The 17,037-nt window shown below is 54.8% G+C and carries 12 protein-coding genes; 8 read left to right on the forward strand and 4 right to left on the reverse strand.

From position 1 onward, the window contains the following. The first annotated feature begins 7 nt into the window (after positions 1–7). The 6 genes from EGK14_RS12560 (at position 8) to EGK14_RS12585 (ending at position 7,334) form a co-directional block, all read left to right on the forward strand. Positions 8–661: an arylsulfatase gene (locus EGK14_RS12560; RefSeq protein ID WP_103792986.1), complete on the forward strand. Its 654-nt coding sequence runs from the start codon at positions 8–10 to the stop codon at positions 659–661. A gap of 1 nt (position 662) precedes the next feature. After that, the gene (locus EGK14_RS12565; protein WP_125289443.1) at positions 663–1,550 is read left to right on the forward strand and encodes an amidohydrolase family protein; all 888 of its coding nucleotides are present in this window, start codon (positions 663–665) and stop codon (positions 1,548–1,550) included. Positions 1,551–1,564: 14 nt separating this feature from the next. Continuing rightward, a complete protein-coding gene (locus EGK14_RS12570) occupies positions 1,565–2,944 on the forward strand; it encodes an MFS transporter (protein WP_125289444.1) in 1,380 nt (459 codons plus the stop codon). Then, positions 2,931–3,608: a transporter substrate-binding domain-containing protein gene (locus EGK14_RS12575; RefSeq protein WP_125289445.1), complete on the forward strand. Its 678-nt coding sequence runs from the start codon at positions 2,931–2,933 to the stop codon at positions 3,606–3,608. The genes EGK14_RS12570 and EGK14_RS12575 overlap by 14 nt, the downstream gene beginning before the upstream one ends. 124 nt (positions 3,609–3,732) lie before the next feature. Next, positions 3,733–6,381 (forward strand): aconitate hydratase, encoded by a 2,649-nt coding sequence (locus EGK14_RS12580; protein WP_125289446.1) that lies wholly within the window; start codon positions 3,733–3,735, stop codon positions 6,379–6,381. Between the two features lie 2 nt (positions 6,382–6,383). Continuing rightward, on the forward strand, positions 6,384–7,334 hold the full coding sequence (locus EGK14_RS12585; protein ID WP_125289447.1) for a LysR substrate-binding domain-containing protein: 951 nt from the start codon (positions 6,384–6,386) through the stop codon (positions 7,332–7,334). Here the strand turns inward: EGK14_RS12585 and EGK14_RS12590 are convergent. Beyond that, the gene (locus EGK14_RS12590) at positions 7,293–8,315 is read right to left on the reverse strand and encodes a beta-propeller fold lactonase family protein (protein WP_233598489.1); all 1,023 of its coding nucleotides are present in this window, start codon (positions 8,313–8,315) and stop codon (positions 7,293–7,295) included. The genes EGK14_RS12585 and EGK14_RS12590 overlap by 42 nt on opposite strands. Before the next feature lie 378 nt (positions 8,316–8,693). Between EGK14_RS12590 and phbB the strand changes: the two genes are divergently transcribed. Then, positions 8,694–9,437 (forward strand): acetoacetyl-CoA reductase, encoded by a 744-nt coding sequence (gene phbB / locus EGK14_RS12595; protein ID WP_125289449.1) that lies wholly within the window; start codon positions 8,694–8,696, stop codon positions 9,435–9,437. Positions 9,438–9,510: 73 nt separating this feature from the next. Further along, complete coding sequence (locus EGK14_RS12600; protein ID WP_103792978.1) at positions 9,511–10,848, forward strand: CitMHS family transporter; 1,338 nt, start codon at positions 9,511–9,513, stop codon at positions 10,846–10,848. A gap of 45 nt (positions 10,849–10,893) precedes the next feature. Here the strand turns inward: EGK14_RS12600 and EGK14_RS12605 are convergent, their stop codons facing one another. The 3 genes from EGK14_RS12605 to EGK14_RS12615 form a co-directional block, all read right to left on the reverse strand. Continuing rightward, positions 10,894–11,787, reverse strand: a complete 894-nt coding sequence (locus EGK14_RS12605) for a GntR family transcriptional regulator (protein ID WP_110024443.1) — start codon at positions 11,785–11,787, stop codon at positions 10,894–10,896. 557 nt (positions 11,788–12,344) lie between these two features. After that, entirely contained in the window at positions 12,345–13,706 is a 1,362-nt protein-coding gene (locus EGK14_RS12610; protein WP_125289450.1) for an FAD-dependent oxidoreductase, read from the reverse strand. Positions 13,707–13,907: 201 nt separating this feature from the next. Further along, entirely contained in the window at positions 13,908–17,012 is a 3,105-nt protein-coding gene (locus EGK14_RS12615) for an efflux RND transporter permease subunit (protein ID WP_125289451.1), read from the reverse strand. Positions 17,013–17,037 lie beyond the last annotated feature (25 nt).

Raw genomic sequence — 17,037 nt, forward strand, 5'->3', positions numbered from 1 at the left:
GAGAGCCATGAGCCAACGTATCGTCCTGATCCACGCCACCCCGCTGGCTGTGGCACCGATCAATGACACTTTTAAACTGCTGTGGCCGGAAGTTGAAGTCAGCAATCTGCTGGACGGCGCCCTGAGCGTGGATCGCGCGAAAGAGGCCACGCTTACCCCGCGTCTGTATCAGCGTATCGATGCCTTAGTGGACTATGCCCTCAGCATTGATGCCGCCGCGGTGCTGTTTACCTGTTCGGCCTTCGGTGCCGCTATAGAGGCCAGCGCGCAAGGTAAAACCTTACCTGTGCTCAAGCCTAATGAAGCCATGTTCGAGGATGCGCTTGGAAAAGGGCGCAATATCGTCATGCTCGCCACCTTTGGGCCTGCCGTGAAAGGAATGGAGGAGGAGTTCAGGGAGCTGGCTGCGGCGCGTCAGGTTGATGCCACGCTGACCAGCTACGTGGTGCCGGGCGCCCGTGATGCCCTGAATGCCGGTAACGCCCACCTGCATAACCAGCTGATTGTCGAAGCGGCCATGCAGCACCAGCACGCCGACGCCATTCTGCTGGCGCATTTCTCGATGGAGATCGCTTACCCGCAGGTCAGTTCCGCCGTCTCCTGTGCGGTGTTAAGTAGCCCGCAGTCCGCGGTAAATAAGTTAAAGCGGGTGATGAATTAACGTGTTGCGTGAGAAACCAGGGGCAGAGTGTAAATACAGCCATGTGGCGTCTCTGCCCGAAGTCGTATTACCCGCGAATAGTTGTGACTGCCACCATCATATTTTTGACCGGCGTTTTCCCTATGCGCCGGACGATAAGCGCAATTTACCCGATGCCACTGTCAGTGATTATCGCGTGTTTAAACACTGGCTGGGTTTTACGCGTCACGTGCTGGTTCAGCCTTCCTCGTACGGTGCAGATAACCGCTGTTTGATCGATGCGCTGCAGTCTTTTGGTCCGGTGGCGCGCGGCGAAGCCGTGGTCACCGATACCGTCAGTGACGCTGAGCTGGACAGCCTCGCGGCAGCGGGGGTGACCGGGATCCGCTTCAATTTTGGCGCGGGCAGTATCACCACGAAAGAGATGCTGCTACCGCTGGCATCCCGGGTGGCTGAACGTGGATGGCATGTGCAGATCCATGCCACTGCTGACCAGTTGTGGGCCCTGCGCGCCTTGTTGAAACAGATCCCCGGCAGGCTGGTCGTCGACCATTTCTTTCGACTGCCGCAGCCGGAACCGATGTCCCATGCCGCCTGGCAACTTGCCTGGGACTTAATAGGGACAGGGCGCTGCTGGGTAAAATTGTCAGCCCTTTACCATCAGTCGCAACGGGATGATGTGTTTGATATGGCTGATGTGATGAAAGGTTTTTTGCATGAAGCCACCGAACGCGTGCTGTGGGGAAGCGACTGGCCGCACCCAAACCTTATTAGCGCAAATAAGAACATGCCAGATGATGCCCTGATTCTCTCCAGGATCTTTCACTGGGCAAGTAATGACCGGGTCCGGCAGAGATTATTTGTCGATAACCCGTCTGAACTCTATGGATTTAACTCTTCGTCTTCATGATAAGGCTGAAAAGAATGACAACTCCTGACTCTGCTCCAACAAAAAAGAGACCCACACATTATCGCTATATGATTTTGCTGATGGTGTTCTTCAGTATCGCCTTAAACCACGGCGATCGCGCCACGTTCTCCATTGCCGGAACCGATATGGTCAAAGCCGCTGGCCTGGACATTGTGGCGCTGGGTTATCTGATTTCCACCTTTACCTGGGCGTACGTGCTTGGGCAGTATCCGGGCGGCTGGTTACTCGATCGTTTTGGTTCAAAAAGGGTGCTGGTTACCGGGGTCTTTACGTGGTCACTTTTTGTCTTTCTGGTGGGGTTCAGCACCTCTTTTGACAACGTCTGGGTTACCCGCGTCATGATTTTCGGGTTTATTTTTATGATGGGGTTGATTGAAGCACCGACCCTGCCTGCTAACTCGCGCTTTCTTGCCGCCTGGTTCCCGGCGCGCGAACGCGGCAAAGCGTCCGGCTTTACTACGGCCGCGCAGTACTTCGCGCTGGTGGTCTTTTTACCTCTGATGGGATGGTTCTCCTACAGCTACGGTTGGGAATCGGTGTTCTGGTTTATGGGCGGGCTGGGGATCCTGGTCTCACTCCTGATGCACAAGGTGCTTGCCGATACCCCGAAGGTCCATCCGCTGGTCAACAGTCAAGAGCTGGATTACATCCAGTCGGGCGGCGGCCTGACCAACCTGAAGGCCAGCAAAAAGGGCGACACTGCGGGCAAGGGCTACACCCGAAAATTACTGACCAACCGGCTGGCGCTTGGGGTCTATATGGGGCAGTTCTTCTTTACCGTGCTCTCGTACTTCTTCCTGACCTGGTTCCCGGTCTATCTGGTTCACGATCGCGGGATGACCATTCTGAAAGCCGGGTTCGTCGCCTCGTTACCTGCGCTGTGCGGCTGCGCCGGGGCGCTGCTGGGGGGCGTGCTGTCCGATTATATGCTTTCCCGTGGCTTTAGCCTCTCCGCGGCCCGCAAAACGCCGATTGTGATTGGTATGCTGCTGGCCGTCAGTATGGTGATCTGTAACTACGTGGACTCGGCCTGGATTGTGGTGGCGATCATGTCTCTGGCCTTCTTCGGCAAAGGATTCGGGGCGATGGGATGGTGCGTGGTGTCCGACTTCTCCCCGAAAGAGGCGATCGGCTTAAGCGGCGGGCTGTTTAATATGATCGGTAATATTTCGGGGATCTTCACGCCGATTATCATTGCCTACATTATTAAAGACACCGGCTCCTTTAATGGCGCGCTGATTTTCGTTGGGGTCTGCGCTTTCCTGAATTTGTGCTGTTATTTATTCGTCGCCGGTAAAATCCAGCGCCTGAGTTTTGACACCAACCAGCCTGACCACAACCGTCTTCCGGAGGAGCCGCATGTCACGCATTGAACCCCTACGTTTCGCTATTAATCTGGGCAATGCCGTACTGGCGAAAGTATTGCCGGACGGCAGTCCGGGCGGTATTACCGTTGAACTGGCGCATAAAGTCACGGCGGAATGGGGCAGAGAGGCGCAGTTCAAAACCTATCCGACCGCCGGAAAGGTGGTGGATGACGCGCAGAAAGGGCTATGGGATATCGCGTTCCTGGCGGTCGATCCTCAGCGTGAAGAGGTGCTGCACTTTACCCAGCCGTATATCCAGATCCAGGGAACCGTTCTGGTTAACGACAACAGCCCGTGGCAGAGCGTGGCGGAGATGGACAACATCGGAGTGGTGATCAACGTCGGTAAAGGGGCGGCCTACGACCTTCATCTGACGCGGCAGCTAAAAAACGCCACGCTGAACCGGCTCGCCTCATCTCAGGCCGCTATCGATGCGTTTCTGAATGGCGAAGGGGATATGGCTGCCGGTATTCGACAGCCACTGGAACGAGCAGCCGCGGAACATCCCGGATACCGGGTGTTGCCGGACAATTTTGGGCAGATAAACCAGGCTATCTGCGTTCCGCGGGGTAATGAAAAACGTTACCAGGATCTCGTTGCGCTCCTGACCCGATGGCAGGCGGACGGCAGCGTGCAGCAGATTATTGACAGAGAATTAGCCGTTTCGTGATGCCCTTTTTAGCGTTCTCGATACGAGAACGCTATCTTATCAAAAGTTCAATTTTCACCCCATCCCGGGCATGGCAACGTTATCCACTCAGGAACATAACAATACTGCTGTGACGGAAGGTTCTATGACATCACCCCTGGCTCTCGAACGTTCAGACCTGATGATTGATCATCAGCGCTATCATTTTGTGGATCTCACCCGACTGCTGCCCTTGGAGCAGTTGCAGACCCTTCCTTTCAGCCTGCGCGTGCTGCTGGAAAACGTTGCCCTACGTTCTCCGCACGCACTCCCGCGGTTTTTGCAGATGCTGGCCGGCGCGGCGGACAAAGGCGAGGTGGAGTTCTATCCCGATCGGCTGATGTTCCATGACACCACCTGTCTGCCGGCGCTGGCGGATTTCGCGGCGATGCGCGATCTCACGACCGAGTTGGGCGGTGACGCCACGGCGATTAACCCGCGTATTCCGGCGGTGCTGACCATCGATCACTCGGTGATAGTCGAAAGCTATGCCACCGCCTCGGCGCTGGAAGACAACCTGCAGTTTGATTTTCGCCGCAATGCGGAGCGCTACCGCTTTATCCGCTGGGCTGAAAAGAGTCTGGACAATTTCCGCGTCATCCCGCCGGGCACCGGGATCATCCATCTGATGAACCTTGAGGCCATTGCCGAGGTGGTGACGGTGGATACGACCGCGTCGGTACCGCTTCTGCATGCGGACTGCATGATCGCCACCGATAGCCATACCCCGATGATCAACGCCCTGGGCATTCTGGGGTGGGGCGTGGGCGGGCTTGAAGGGCAGGCCGCGCTGGTGGGGGAACCCGTCACCCTGAGATTCCCCGAGGTGATTGGCATTTCGGTATCAGGCGCGCTTTCACCTGACGTCAGCGACAGCGATCTGGCCCTGCATATCACCCGCCTGCTGCGCGAAACCGGCGTGGTCGGTAAATTCGTTGAGTTTACAGGACCGGCGTTAGCCAACATGTCCGTTGAATCCCGGGCCACTATCGCCAACATGGCCCCGGAATACGGCGCAACGGTAGTGTTCTTTCCGTTTGACGAACGCAGCGCGGAATACGTAGCCTTAACCGGGCGTAGCGAAGAGAAACAGGCCTTAATCAGGGCATACATGCAGGCGCAACACCTGTGGCGCACGACAGATGCGCCGCAGCCTGTATTCAGCCAGCTCATTGCGCTCGATCTCTCCACCATCGAGTCATGCATGGCCGGGCCGGTTAACCCCCATCAACAGATCCCGCTGGGCCAGGCGGCCAGCAGTTTCGACGACACGCTCAGCCCGCAAGCGAGGGATCGCCACTGGAATCGGCCTGAATACCCGGAGCCCATCCATCAGGGCGCCGTAGCCATCGCCGCCATTACCAGCTGCACCACCACCGCCAACCCCTGGCTTATCATTCAGGCGGCACTCTTTGCGCGTAATGCCGCGCAACACGGTCTGAGGCCAAAGCCGTGGGTCAAAACCTCGTTCTCGCCGGGTTCCCGGGCGGTCACCGACTACCTTAGCGCGTCGGGTTTACTGCCCGAACTGGAAAAAGTGGGTTTCGACGTCACCGGCTACGGCTGCATGACCTGTATTGGCAGCTCCGGCGCTCTGCAACCGGCCATGGAGGCGCTGGTCAGTGAGGGGCTGCAGGCGGTATGCGTTCTGTCCGGCAACCGTAACTTCCCCCGTCGCGTCAATCCCTCTCTCGGACACGGTTATCTGACCTCTCCGGCGCTGGTGATTGCCTGGGCACTCGCCGGGCATATCGCCCATGACCTGGTAAATGACCCGTTGGGCGTTGACGAGGCCGGACGTCCACTCACCATGCGCGATTTAATGCCCTCCCGGGAGGAGGTAGAAATGTGGCTCGGCCGGGTAATGAAACCGGAACACTACATAAAACGCCGGGACATTATCTGGCAGGGAACTCCACACTGGCAGCAGATTGAAGCCCCGGGCAGCGTGCATTATCCCTGGGAGGCGACGTCCACCTATTTGCGCCGTCCGGGTTACCTGGAACGCTTACCCCGCGATCCCGCCGCGCCGCTAACCCTCTCTGGCGCGCATCCCTTCCTGTGGTTAGGGGATGATGTCACCACCGACCACATCTCTCCAGCCGGGGCAATTCCGCTCGCGAGTCTGGCGGGGCAGTGGCTGATTGAACATCATGAGGATCCGCAGGACCTGAACTTATACTCGACGCGCCGTAGCAATCACGAGGTAATGGTTCGCGGGGCCTTCACCAATACCGCGCTGGTCAATCGTCTGCTCCCGGCAGCGCAGCGCAGCGGCGGCGGCAAGGCCTGGGATGCGCAGCATCAGCAGATTCTGCCGGCGTATGAAGCGGCGCAAAGCTGGCTCCAGCGCGAGACGCCGCTGGTGATCTTCGCCGGGGAGCGTTATGGGGCTGGCTCCAGCAGGGACTGGGCCGCCAAAGCCCAGGCGCTGCTCGGCGTTAAAGCGGTGGTGGCGCACAGTTTTGAGCGTATCCATCGTACCAACCTGATCGGGATGGGGATTTTGCCTTTGCATATCGCCCCTGAGGATGCGGCGGGTTTACCAGAGATGGATGGGCGTGAGGAGATTGACGTTGACGGGCTGGATAATGTACAGACGGGCAGCACGTCCCTGAGGATGCGTATTCGGCGCGGCGCGGCGCTGCTGGGCGAATTCAGGCTGACGCTGACCCTCGATTCGCAGCAGGAGCTGCGTTATCTTCGGCACGGGGGCATTCTGCCTTATGTTATTCAGCAAACACTGCAGCTCTAACTATGGATAAAACGATGCGCTTTGATCTGGTCTCTTTATCTCTATTTGTGGCGGTTGCGGAGACGCAAAATCTCACCCATGCAGCCCGCAGGAAGCATACGGCTGTATCCGCGGTCAGCAAGCGTATTGCCGAACTGGAGCAGCAGGTGGGTACCCAACTGATGCTGCGTCTGCCAAGGGGTATCACCCTGACCCCGGCGGGTCATTCACTGCTCTATCATGCGCGTCAGGTGTTCCGCAATCTTGAGAAGATGGAAGAGGAGCTGAGTGATTATGCCGCGGGTATCCGCGGCCATATCCGTATTTACACCATCTCTGCGGCGCTGATGAATCATCTCCCGCGGGTGGTGAGCGACTATCTTTCGCTCTACCCTCAGACCGACATTGAGATCGAAGAACAAACCGGGATGAGCGTGGTTCAGGGATTACTGGCAGGAGAGGCCGATATCGGCTTCTTCTCCAGCTGGACACCCGCGGCAGGGATTGAATTCTGGCCCTGGCAGCACGATCTGCTGTCGGTGCTGGTGTGGCCCGCTCACCCCCTGGCCGTCCGCCGCGAGCTGACCTTTGCCGACATCGTCAATGAGAAACTGATCGGTTCGCACCGCAACAGCGCCGTGAGCCATATCCTGGAGCGGCAGGCGCGCGCCTTGGGTAAAACCCTGAACGTGGGGCTGCGCGTGAGCAGCTTTATCTCCATGGCCGAGCTGGTGGCGCAGCAGCTGGGGATTGCCGTGCTGCCGGTGAATGAAGTGGCATCCTCAACCCTGCACAGCGGTGTCAGGGTCATTCCGTTGGCGGAGCCTTGGGCGAAACGGGATCTGCTTGTCGGCGTCCGGGGCTACGGGCAGGCTTCTCCTTCGGTGAAAACGCTTATCGGCAGCCTGCTACCGACCGAGCCGGCTGCGGGATCAGACAAAACAGATGCAGGTTGGGCTGGCGGAGGGAATTGAAATCGCTGTTGCTGATAGCATTCCTGTTTCATCGTCGACGTCGAACACCTGAATGGTGTCGGAATCTTCATTTGCGCTGAAGAAGCGTGAGCCATCGGGTGACAGGGTGGTGAAACGGGGCGTTTTTCCGCCGCAGGGAACCCATCCCGTGGGCGTCAGCGAGCCATCCTGCTGATTAATGCTGAACACGGCGATGGAGTCATGCCCCCGATTCGCGGCATAGACAAAACGCCCGGACGGATGCACCTCTATCTCACTGGCATCGCTGCGGCTCGCATAGTCCGCAGGCAGCGCGCTGAGGGTTTGCTGGAGTGAGAACACGCTCTTTTCCCGATCGAGATGGTATACCGTGACGGTGCTGCTAAGCTCGCTAATGCCGTACAGCCACTTCCCGCTGGGATGAAAATCGACGTGACGCGGCCAGCTGCCTTCCGGAAGTTGAATCTCATCCGCCATGCATGAGCGGGTCCGCTTCCAGTGATAAAGGCGGATCATATCGATGCCGTTACCGGCCTTTCGGCCCTGAACCGGCACGGCAAAAAGGTTGCTTTCCGGGGCAAAAACAATTTCATGCGGACGCGACAGCGTGTCATGCGCGGCGGTATCGCCTTCGATGGCGGCCAGGTGCGCCGGCGGCTCCAGACCACGATCGCTGACGGGCAGGGCGGCAATGTTGCCTCCCTCGTGATTAGCGATGAGTAGGGTGTTGCCGTCGGGCGTCAGCGAGGCCCCTACCGGGTTATTCCTGCGGGCGGGATCGAGATCGGGATTACCGTGTCGGGGGCCGGTGGTTTGATCTTGGTACAGACTCAGCAGTCCTGTGTCAGGGTCGCGGTTAAACACCGCAACGCGATCGCCATCACCGTGCAAAACGTAGAGCCGATTACGCGGCAGATCGAGCGTCAGCCACGAAGGGTTGTCCTGCACGGAAGCAATGCATTGTAATAGCTCCCAATGACCTGAACTCTCAATCCGGTACACGCTGATTCCCTTACCACGCGCACCGCGCCACGCTGAAGTCCGGCAGCCAACATAAGCATAGGTTGTCATGATTACTCCTGTTATTTTGCATTTTTTATATTATAAATGCACATGCTATGTTGTGATGCTTATCCCAATTCTCCTTGCCTTATCCCTCTTCTCCTGGATTTTAGTGCGTTTTACCGATGTTCATGGGGGTGAGAAGCAAAAGCGCTGATTTTGAGTTTTCGTTTAAATTGCATTTGATTAACTTTAAATGCATAAATTGAACGATCCTGCTCACATTTCCAACAAGGTCAGGTTGCGGAATCATAATGCTCCCCGCTTAATGTTAATAAGAAGTGAGCGAATGTTAATAAACTGCAACGGGAGAGGGGTATGACCCAACGTATCGCGTATGTCACATCGGGAATGGGTAGTCTCGGTACGGCTATTTGTCGTCGGTTAGCTCAGGATGGCTTTATTGTCGTGGCCGGTTGCGGACCCAATTCAAAAAGGAAGGACGTCTGGCTGGAAGATAACAGGAAGTTAGGTTTCGATTTTATCGCGTCTGAGGGAAACGTTGCAGACTGGGATTCAACGGTAAAAGCCTTCGCAAAGATCCGCGCCGAGGTGGGTGAGGTGGATGTACTGATTAATAATTCCGGGACTGCGCGTAATGTCCTGTTTCGCGACATGCAGCCCCAGGAGTGGCGGGCGGTTATTGACACCAACATGAACTCCTTATTTAACGTAACGCGTCAGGTGGTGGATAGCATGATGGCGCGTGGTTGGGGCCGCATTATTAATATCTCCTCCCTGAATGCGCAGATTGGTACCGTCGGGCAGGTCAACTACTCTACCGCAAAATATGCCGTGCGGGGTTTTACGCGCGCCCTGGCGCGCGAGGTTTCGGCGCGCGGCGTGACGGTGAATACCGTCTCTCCCGGCTATCTGGCCACCAGCAAGCTGAAGACAGTCACCCCCGTTCAGGTCATTGATAAAATTGTTCAGGAGATACCGGTCAGGCGTCTGGGATCGCCAAAAGAGATCGCCTCCATTTGCGCCTGGCTGGCTTCCGATGAAGCAGGTTATGCCACCGGGGCCAATTTCTCCGTCAATGGCGGTATGCACATGAGTTAATCGCTTCTCCCAAACATTTAATAACGTACATTCCTTCATTACGCAGTTAGCAATATCTGCGTCGGAGACTCTTATGCTCTCGTTACTGGGTTACGGCATGATTGTGGTCTTTATGATCCTTATCATGACCAAAAAATTATCCGCTCTGACCGCCCTGACTATTATTCCCATTCTGTTTGCGCTTATTGCCGGTTTCGGTGGTGAGATGGGCGATATGATGATTGAGGGATTAAAGAAGGTCGCGCCCACCGCGATTATGGTTATTTTCGCGATCCTCTATTTTTGTACCATGTTCGACACCGGTTTGTTCGACCCGATAATACGTTTCTTCCTGCGCATTATTGATGGTGACCCGGTTAAAGCGGTGATGTGTACGGCGCTACTGGCGGCGATGGTCTCCCTCGACGGCGACGGTTCAACCACCTACATGATCTGCGTTACGGCAATGCTTCCGCTGTTTAAACGTATTCGTCTCGACCCGCTTGCCCTGACCTGTGTGGTGTTCCTTTCCGGGAGTGTAACCAACCTGCTGCCATGGGGCGGCCCGCTGGCGCGCGTTTCGGCGTCGTTAAAGGTGGAGTCGAGTGAGCTGTTTATACCGTTGATCCCCTCGATGATCTGCGGCCTGGTGGGGGTACTGGTGCTCTCCTGGTATATCGGCATCCGCGAACGTCGTCGTTTGGGCAAACTGAGTATTCAAACCAATGGGCATGGCTCGGTGATTGAAGAAGATGCCGAGAGCTATCTGCCTGCCATCAATGAAGTCAATGATGAGCTGCGTCGGCCAAAAATGTTCTGGTTAAATGCAGCGCTGACGCTGGCGCTGATGGCTTCGCTGGTGATGGAGCTTCTCCCGCTGTCGGTGCTGTTTATGGTGGCGTTTGCCATCGCGCTGTTGATTAACTATCCGCATCTGGATGCGCAGCGTCAGCGTATTGCGGCACATGCGCCCGCCGCGCTGAACCAGACCTCGATTTTCCTCGCGGCCGGGATCTTCGCAGGGATTTTGTCGGGGACGGGGATGGTTAACGCCATGTCCAACACGCTGCTGGACATCCTGCCGCAGTCCTGGGGGCCTTATCTGGCGCCGATTACCGCGCTCATCAGCCTGCCGGGCACGTTCTTTATGTCCAACGATGCCTTCTATTATGGCGTGCTACCCGTTCTGGCTGAGGCGGCAAAAGCCTATGGCATCGATCCGGTTGAGATTGGCCGGGCGTCGCTGGTGGGGCAACCGGTACATTTGTTAAGTCCACTTGTGGCCTCAACCTATTTGCTGGTGGGGCTGGCAGGGGTAGAGTTCAGCGACCATCAAAAATACACCTTCAAGTGGGCATTCCTGCTTTGCATGGTCTTCCTGGGATCGGGCTTACTGCTGGGGCTTTATCCCCTCTATTCTGTCGCCAGTTAACCGAAAATCGGCTCACGATGTGAGCCGATTTTTTTGGGGCTGGCTTTAACTTTCCGCGCTGATTCGGCGCATTTTTTTATTATCGAGGGCGACGGAAAGGTGCTGCTTCATAGTGTAGGACGCCTCTATGCGCTGCCCGGATTCGATCAGGGCGAGGATGCGCATATGATCTTTTACCTCAGCGTAGTAACGGTTGCGGTCATCCATGATCCGGTAATCCATCAGCCGACGCATGCGGTTGACATTGCGCAGCGAGATTTCAAAAAAGGGATTATTGGAAAAAGCGATAATGGTTTCGTGGAAGCGGTAGCCTGCCAGCTGTAGCTGGGTAGGGGAGAGGCGTTCAATCCCACTCTCCAACAGCATCTCCAGCTCACGGCGGATCTCGTTAATCTTTTCCTGAGGCGCGTTGAAGGTGGGCTCCAGAATGGCCATCGGCTCAATAACCATACGGAAGCTGAAAATCTGCTCCAGTGCGGTCTTGGTTTTTGCCACAGGTAAAAAACGCCAGCCGTAGCCCTGTTTACGTTCCACCCAGCCTTCACTGATCCCCCTGGCAAGGACAGTCGACAGTTGGCTCTTAGTGAGGTTATAGCGCTTCATCAGGAATAGCTCGGTCACTTCTGACTCGATCTCGTCCCGCAGCCAGTCTTCAGCAAGCTGGTAATACTCCGGTAGATCAAGCTCTTCCGACAGCTCCTGCTTAGTATCAGCTTGCGGGGTGTAGTCATCTTTAACAAAAAAGCCGCGGTTTGGCTTTTGCTGCAGAACCCCTTTCTGTTCCAGGTAAACTAAGGCTTCGCGAACAGGAGAGCGGGAGACATCGAAGATTTCGGCCAGCTTAGGTACACTCAGATGTGAACCCAGAGTAATATCGCCAGCATCGATTAACCCCATGACTTTTTGTGAAATTCTTTCGGTTAGTGCACTAATCTTCATCTAAGCGCCCTGAGTATGAAATGCAAATCTAACGATTATTATTGCATTTATAATTTATTAAAAGCAATGTTGAAGGCATTGAGTTCAAAGAAGATATTCCCTCGACTGAACTCACTGTTTTCAATCATATAGAACAGGTTGTCATACTGATCGGTAAAGAATGTTGAAACACGGCGTGGTGCCTGAGGAGTAGGCAACGGGCAAGATCATCAAGCAACGGTTTATTGCTGGGGTCCGCGACGATGATGAGCTATTACAAGTGGGCCAGATTCAGGGGAACGCCGCATGAGGTGTCGGCACTGGTGACAGGCGGTGTCCAGGCGCCGGGCGATCAGGTTGTGGTGTATGCGCTGCCGGAAGAACCTTTTACAGGGCGATTAATAAAACAGCGTGGAGCCTTAGGCTCCACGTTAATATACGCAATGATAACGCTTAATCCGGCAAGTCTGGTTTCGCTGTATCAGCCCCTGAATACCCGTGCCGTAAAAATAGTCAGGTGGCCTTTATCAGCGCCTCACTTCCATGTTTGCCGTATTGAGGAGAGATTTTAATAATGATCAACGGGGATTCACCGGGCCAAGGCGCTTCGTAACTTCTTCTGCAGCGCGCAGCCCCGACAAAATAGCCCCGTTCATTGTTCCGCTTGTGTCATGAGCTGTCTCCGTGCCAGCCCAGTGTACACGACCTACTGGCTCACTGAGATACCGGCCAAATGAGCGCCACGCACCCGGACCGACAGCAGGATTAGGACCGCCAGCGGCAAAGGTATCATTTCCCCACGAGAAATCAGCGTAATCTGTTATCTCTCTGGCCCGCTCCCCATATAAATGAACAAGTTGCTCCACGACCCGACGCTGACGTTCTTCCTGATTAAAACCGTCGAATCCTCGCGCATCGCAGAATGCCATTAAAATCCCTGTACTTTTGTCCTGCGGGGAAACGTCGAAAGTAAGAAAAACGGTTTCATTGTCGGATACTGATTCACCAGAAAGCCCATCCTCCCGCCAGAAAGGTTTTTCATAAGCGACGAACGCCTTGCTGAGCGCACCCAGTCGCCAGGCGCGCGCAAGCCCGTAATACTGCTCGGGAAGCGGTGGCGTAAAATTGATAAAGGAGCGATGTGCGGGAGAGGCCGTTATTATCGCGAATTGGGCATTTATTTCTTCACGAGGTGTCTGGACAGTCAAACCGTTGTCATTCGTGATGATGTGCTCCACAGGAGCGTTGAGGAGTATCCGGGCATCGAGACTGTCGGCAAATCGTTTAATCAGCCCCTGAGCGGTACCTTCAATTCTGTCCTGTTGATCGCCACCCTCGACCTTGAGCATAACCTCTAAACTGCCGAAACATTTGATGTAGCGAATGACATTCAACAGCGAGACGTCTGTAACGGGCGCCCCCCAATGCACAAGGCTGAGCACATTGAAAAACGCGCGAGTTTCCTCTGCTGCCTTAACGGTGGCAAGCCATTCACCGAAGGACATCGACTCCAGGTAATCGACGTTCGGATGCTCCCACGGAGCTGCAACGGGAACCGCATCAGCCAGTGTCTCCAGACTGAGGGCAACGCGCGACAAGTCATTGGCCAGCCCGGATGCGAAAGCAGATTCATTTTCATCCTGTCGCTTGCCGTCAAACGATAAAATACTTTTTCCGGAATGATATTGAGGAATTAACCGGACACCCATTCTGCTGGCGAGCCCGCGTACAGCAGTATGATGCGGCCCGACCCAGGTCGCTCCCGCATCGACCTCTGTGTCGGCAACATTGATCGTCTTAACCCTTCCACCGACTCTGTCCCGGCCCTCGACGATGATGACATCATAGCCTGAGCGGGTCAGCTGCTCTGCAGCTGCAAGCCCGGCAAGTCCTGCACCGATAATAACCACATCCGATGACAAATTCAGTTTATCGCTCATTTCATACTCCTTTTACATTTGACTGAAAGGATTACTGCTATCAACATTCATCCAGAATTGAATGTCACATAACTCTCTGAAATTTATTAATTTAAAATAAAGGTGAAAATAATCGGACAGCGTTCAGAGCCTTTATTCATTTCCGTATATTGATATGCCACGGGCTACAGGAGAGGTATTACCTCTCCTGTAAATAATCGATCAGGCGCGCGCTTTCTTTCTGAACTTATCTACCAGCGTTAACACCGTTACGAAGAAAACGGGCACGAAAAAGATGGCCAGTAAGGTTCCGGTGACCATGCCGCCAAACACGCCGGTCCCAATCGCCTGCTGCGTTGTGGCACTTGCTCCAGAGGCGAGCATTAGCGGAACGACGCCCAGCGTAAATGCCAGCGAGGTCATCATTATCGGCCTCAAACGCATCCGCGCAGCCTTGACCGTAGCATTCAGAAGGCTTTCGCCTTCGCGTTGCAACTGGCGGGCAAACTCAACGATCAGGATGGCGTTTTTAGCAGAAAGACCAATGATGGTGATCATCCCCACCTTGAAGAAGGCGTCATTCGGCATCCCTCTCAGGTAGACTGCAATCATCGCCCCGATAAGGCCAAGCGGGACCACGAGCATGACTGAAACCGGGATGGACCAGCTTTCATAGAGAGCAGCCAGCACGAGGAAAATGACCAGCATTGAGAGCAGCATTAACATCGGCGCCTCGGAAGCGGACTGCTGTTCCTGGAGTGACTGACCCGTCCATTCGATGGCAAAACCCGCCGGTAAATCTGCGGCAATTTTTTCCATTTCCGCCATTGCATCCCCGCTCGAATAACCCCAGTTTGGCCAGCCTGTTATCCTGAAAGCCGGATATCCCTGATAGCGGACCATCTGCACCGGTGAAACCTGCCATACCGGACGAACGAACTCTGACAGCGGTACCATACCGCCATTTTTATTACGAACATTGAGGGACAAAATTTCGGGCAGCTGCATGCGTGATTCCGCTTCAGCCTGCACTATGACCTGCTGTATGCGGCCTTCATTAGGGAAGTCATTGACATAACTCGATCCAAGTGCGCCGGAAAGCGTCTGATTGATCTCATTGAAGGATACCCCCATCGCTTCAGCTTTTTGTCTGTCAACCTTCAGGCTCAGCCCCATACCATCAGGCAGGCCGTCCATATACACGCCATACAGCGCTTCGCTTTGTCCGGCTTTTTCCAGAAGCATATTGAGGGCTTTCACCAGCCCCGGATAACCGTGCCCGGAACGGTCTTCCAGACGCAGGGTGAAACCGGATGAGGTGCTCAGCTCAGAGATCGCAGGAGGAAGAAGGCTGGTGACAGTGGCTTCTGGTATATCGCCCAGGGCATTCTGGATATGGGTCACTTCATTTTGCGCTGTCGCGCCGTTACGCTGATCCCAGTCTTTAAGCGTGGTAAACGCCATCGCGGAGTTTGTACCCGCGCCAGAGAAACTGAACCCCAGAATTGAAACGTTACGTTCCACCCCTGGACGTTCCATCACCTGTTTTTCATACTCCTTCACCACCGCCTCGGTACGTTTCATCGTGGCATCGGCTGGCAGCTGTATTGAGGTGATGAAATAACCCTGATCCTCTTCTGGCAGGAATGACGAAGGTAAGAATTTAAAGGTGAAATAGAGAACACCGCACAAGGCCAGATAGATGAAGGTCATCCTGCCTGTCTTACGTATGACCCGGGTGACGCCATTTTCGTAACGGCCTGTCAGCCGATCAAATGATGTGTTGAACCACGTGAAAAATCGGTTCTTTTTATGGGAGTCAGCCGTAACGGGTTTCAGGAGGGTTGCGCATAGCGCGGGAGTCAGCGTTAACGCCAGAAACGCGGAAAACAGAATGGAAACCGCCATCGAGAGTGTAAACTGACGATAAATCACACCCACCGAGCCAGAGGCAAGCCCCATTGGCAGGAAGACGGCGGTCAGAACTAATGTAATACCCACGACCGCGCCGGTGATCTCCTTCATGGCCTTAACCGTAGCCTCTTTAGGCGATAATCCTTCTTCCGCCATTAAACGCTCAACGTTTTCCACCACGACAATTGCATCATCCACAATTATCCCTATGGCCAGAACCATGCCGTACATCGTCAGAACGTTGATGGAAAAACCGGCCAGCATCATGACCGTGAAGGTACCCAGCAACGCAACCGGCGCCACGATCGCCGGTATGAAGGTGTAGCGCACATTTTGCAGAAAGAGATACATCACCAGGAAAACGAGCACCATCGCTTCGATAAACGTATGGACTACCTTTTCAATCGAGATTTTTACGAAAGGCGAGGTATCAAAAGGAATAGAATATTCCATGCCTGACGGGAAGGATTTGGCGAGATCCTGCATCCTGGCCTTAACCGCGTCAGACGTACGAACAGCGTTCGCGCCGGGAGAGAGCTGAATGGCAGCGGCGGTTGAACCATGCCCGTTTTCCCTGATGGCAAACGAATAAGACTGTAATCCAAGTTCAACCCGGGCCACATCACCTAGGATTACCCGCGAGCCGTCCGGATTCGCCCTGAGGACGATTTTACGGAACTCTTCTGGCGTACCGAGCTGACCGTTGACGTCTAATGGATAGGCTGTCAACTGATTCGTCGTTGCAGGCGAATCACCCAGTTTACCGGGGGAGACCTGCGCATTTTGTTCTGTAATAGCCGTATTGATATCGCTGATTGAGAGCTTGTAGGCAATGAGTTTTGAAGGATCGACCCAGATGCGCATGGCTTTCTCCGAGCCAAACGCCTGTACTTTGCCGACGCCATCAATACGACGAAGCTCATCTGTAATTTTTCGCGCAAAGTAATCGCTCAGGTCGGCCTCGCTGAACTTTCCGTCAGGGGAGTTCAGACCCACCATCATCAGAAATCCTGAGGAGGCGGCCTCAACGCTTAATCCATTCTGACGGACAGCCTGCGGTAGCCGCGGCTCCACGACTTTAATCTGATTCTGCACATCAACCTGGGCAAGCCGGATATCTGTACCCGGTTTAAAAGTGACAGTGATGGTCGCAACGCCAGACGTATCGCTGGTTGACTCGTAATAAAGCAGATCGTCAACACCTGATAACTCACGTTCAATGAGTGAAATGACCGATTCGTTCATGGTCTGAGGCGTTGCACCGGGATAGGTCACCGTAATAGACAGGCTCGGCGGCGCAACCGACGGATACTGAGCGACCGGAAGTTGCGGGATAGCGATCACGCCTAAAAGAATAATAAAAAGCGCAATAACCCAGGCAAATACAGGTCTGCGGATAAAGAACTGTGACATCAGAATTTCCTGTGAGTATAAGTCA

Origin of the sequence: Erwinia sp. 198 (assembly GCF_003937915.1) — a bacterium.
Lineage (GTDB): Bacteria > Pseudomonadota > Gammaproteobacteria > Enterobacterales > Enterobacteriaceae > Erwinia > Erwinia aeris.

Bases quoted from the DNA above. Each gene is read 5' to 3' on its own strand.
- EGK14_RS12560 (WP_103792986.1), top strand. From the start codon at position 8: ATGAGCCAACGTATCGTCCTGATCCACGCCACCCCGCTGGCTGTGGCA.
- EGK14_RS12570 (WP_125289444.1), top strand. From the start codon at position 1,565: ATGACAACTCCTGACTCTGCTCCAACAAAAAAGAGACCCACACATTAT.
- EGK14_RS12575 (WP_125289445.1), top strand. From the start codon at position 2,931: ATGTCACGCATTGAACCCCTACGTTTCGCTATTAATCTGGGCAATGCC.
- EGK14_RS12580 (WP_125289446.1), top strand. From the start codon at position 3,733: ATGACATCACCCCTGGCTCTCGAACGTTCAGACCTGATGATTGATCAT.
- EGK14_RS12585 (WP_125289447.1), top strand. From the start codon at position 6,384: ATGGATAAAACGATGCGCTTTGATCTGGTCTCTTTATCTCTATTTGTG.
- phbB (WP_125289449.1), top strand. From the start codon at position 8,694: ATGACCCAACGTATCGCGTATGTCACATCGGGAATGGGTAGTCTCGGT.
- EGK14_RS12600 (WP_103792978.1), top strand. From the start codon at position 9,511: ATGCTCTCGTTACTGGGTTACGGCATGATTGTGGTCTTTATGATCCTT.
- EGK14_RS12605 (WP_110024443.1), bottom strand. From the start codon at position 11,787: ATGAAGATTAGTGCACTAACCGAAAGAATTTCACAAAAAGTCATGGGG.
- EGK14_RS12610 (WP_125289450.1), bottom strand. From the start codon at position 13,706: ATGAGCGATAAACTGAATTTGTCATCGGATGTGGTTATTATCGGTGCA.
- EGK14_RS12615 (WP_125289451.1), bottom strand. From the start codon at position 17,012: ATGTCACAGTTCTTTATCCGCAGACCTGTATTTGCCTGGGTTATTGCG.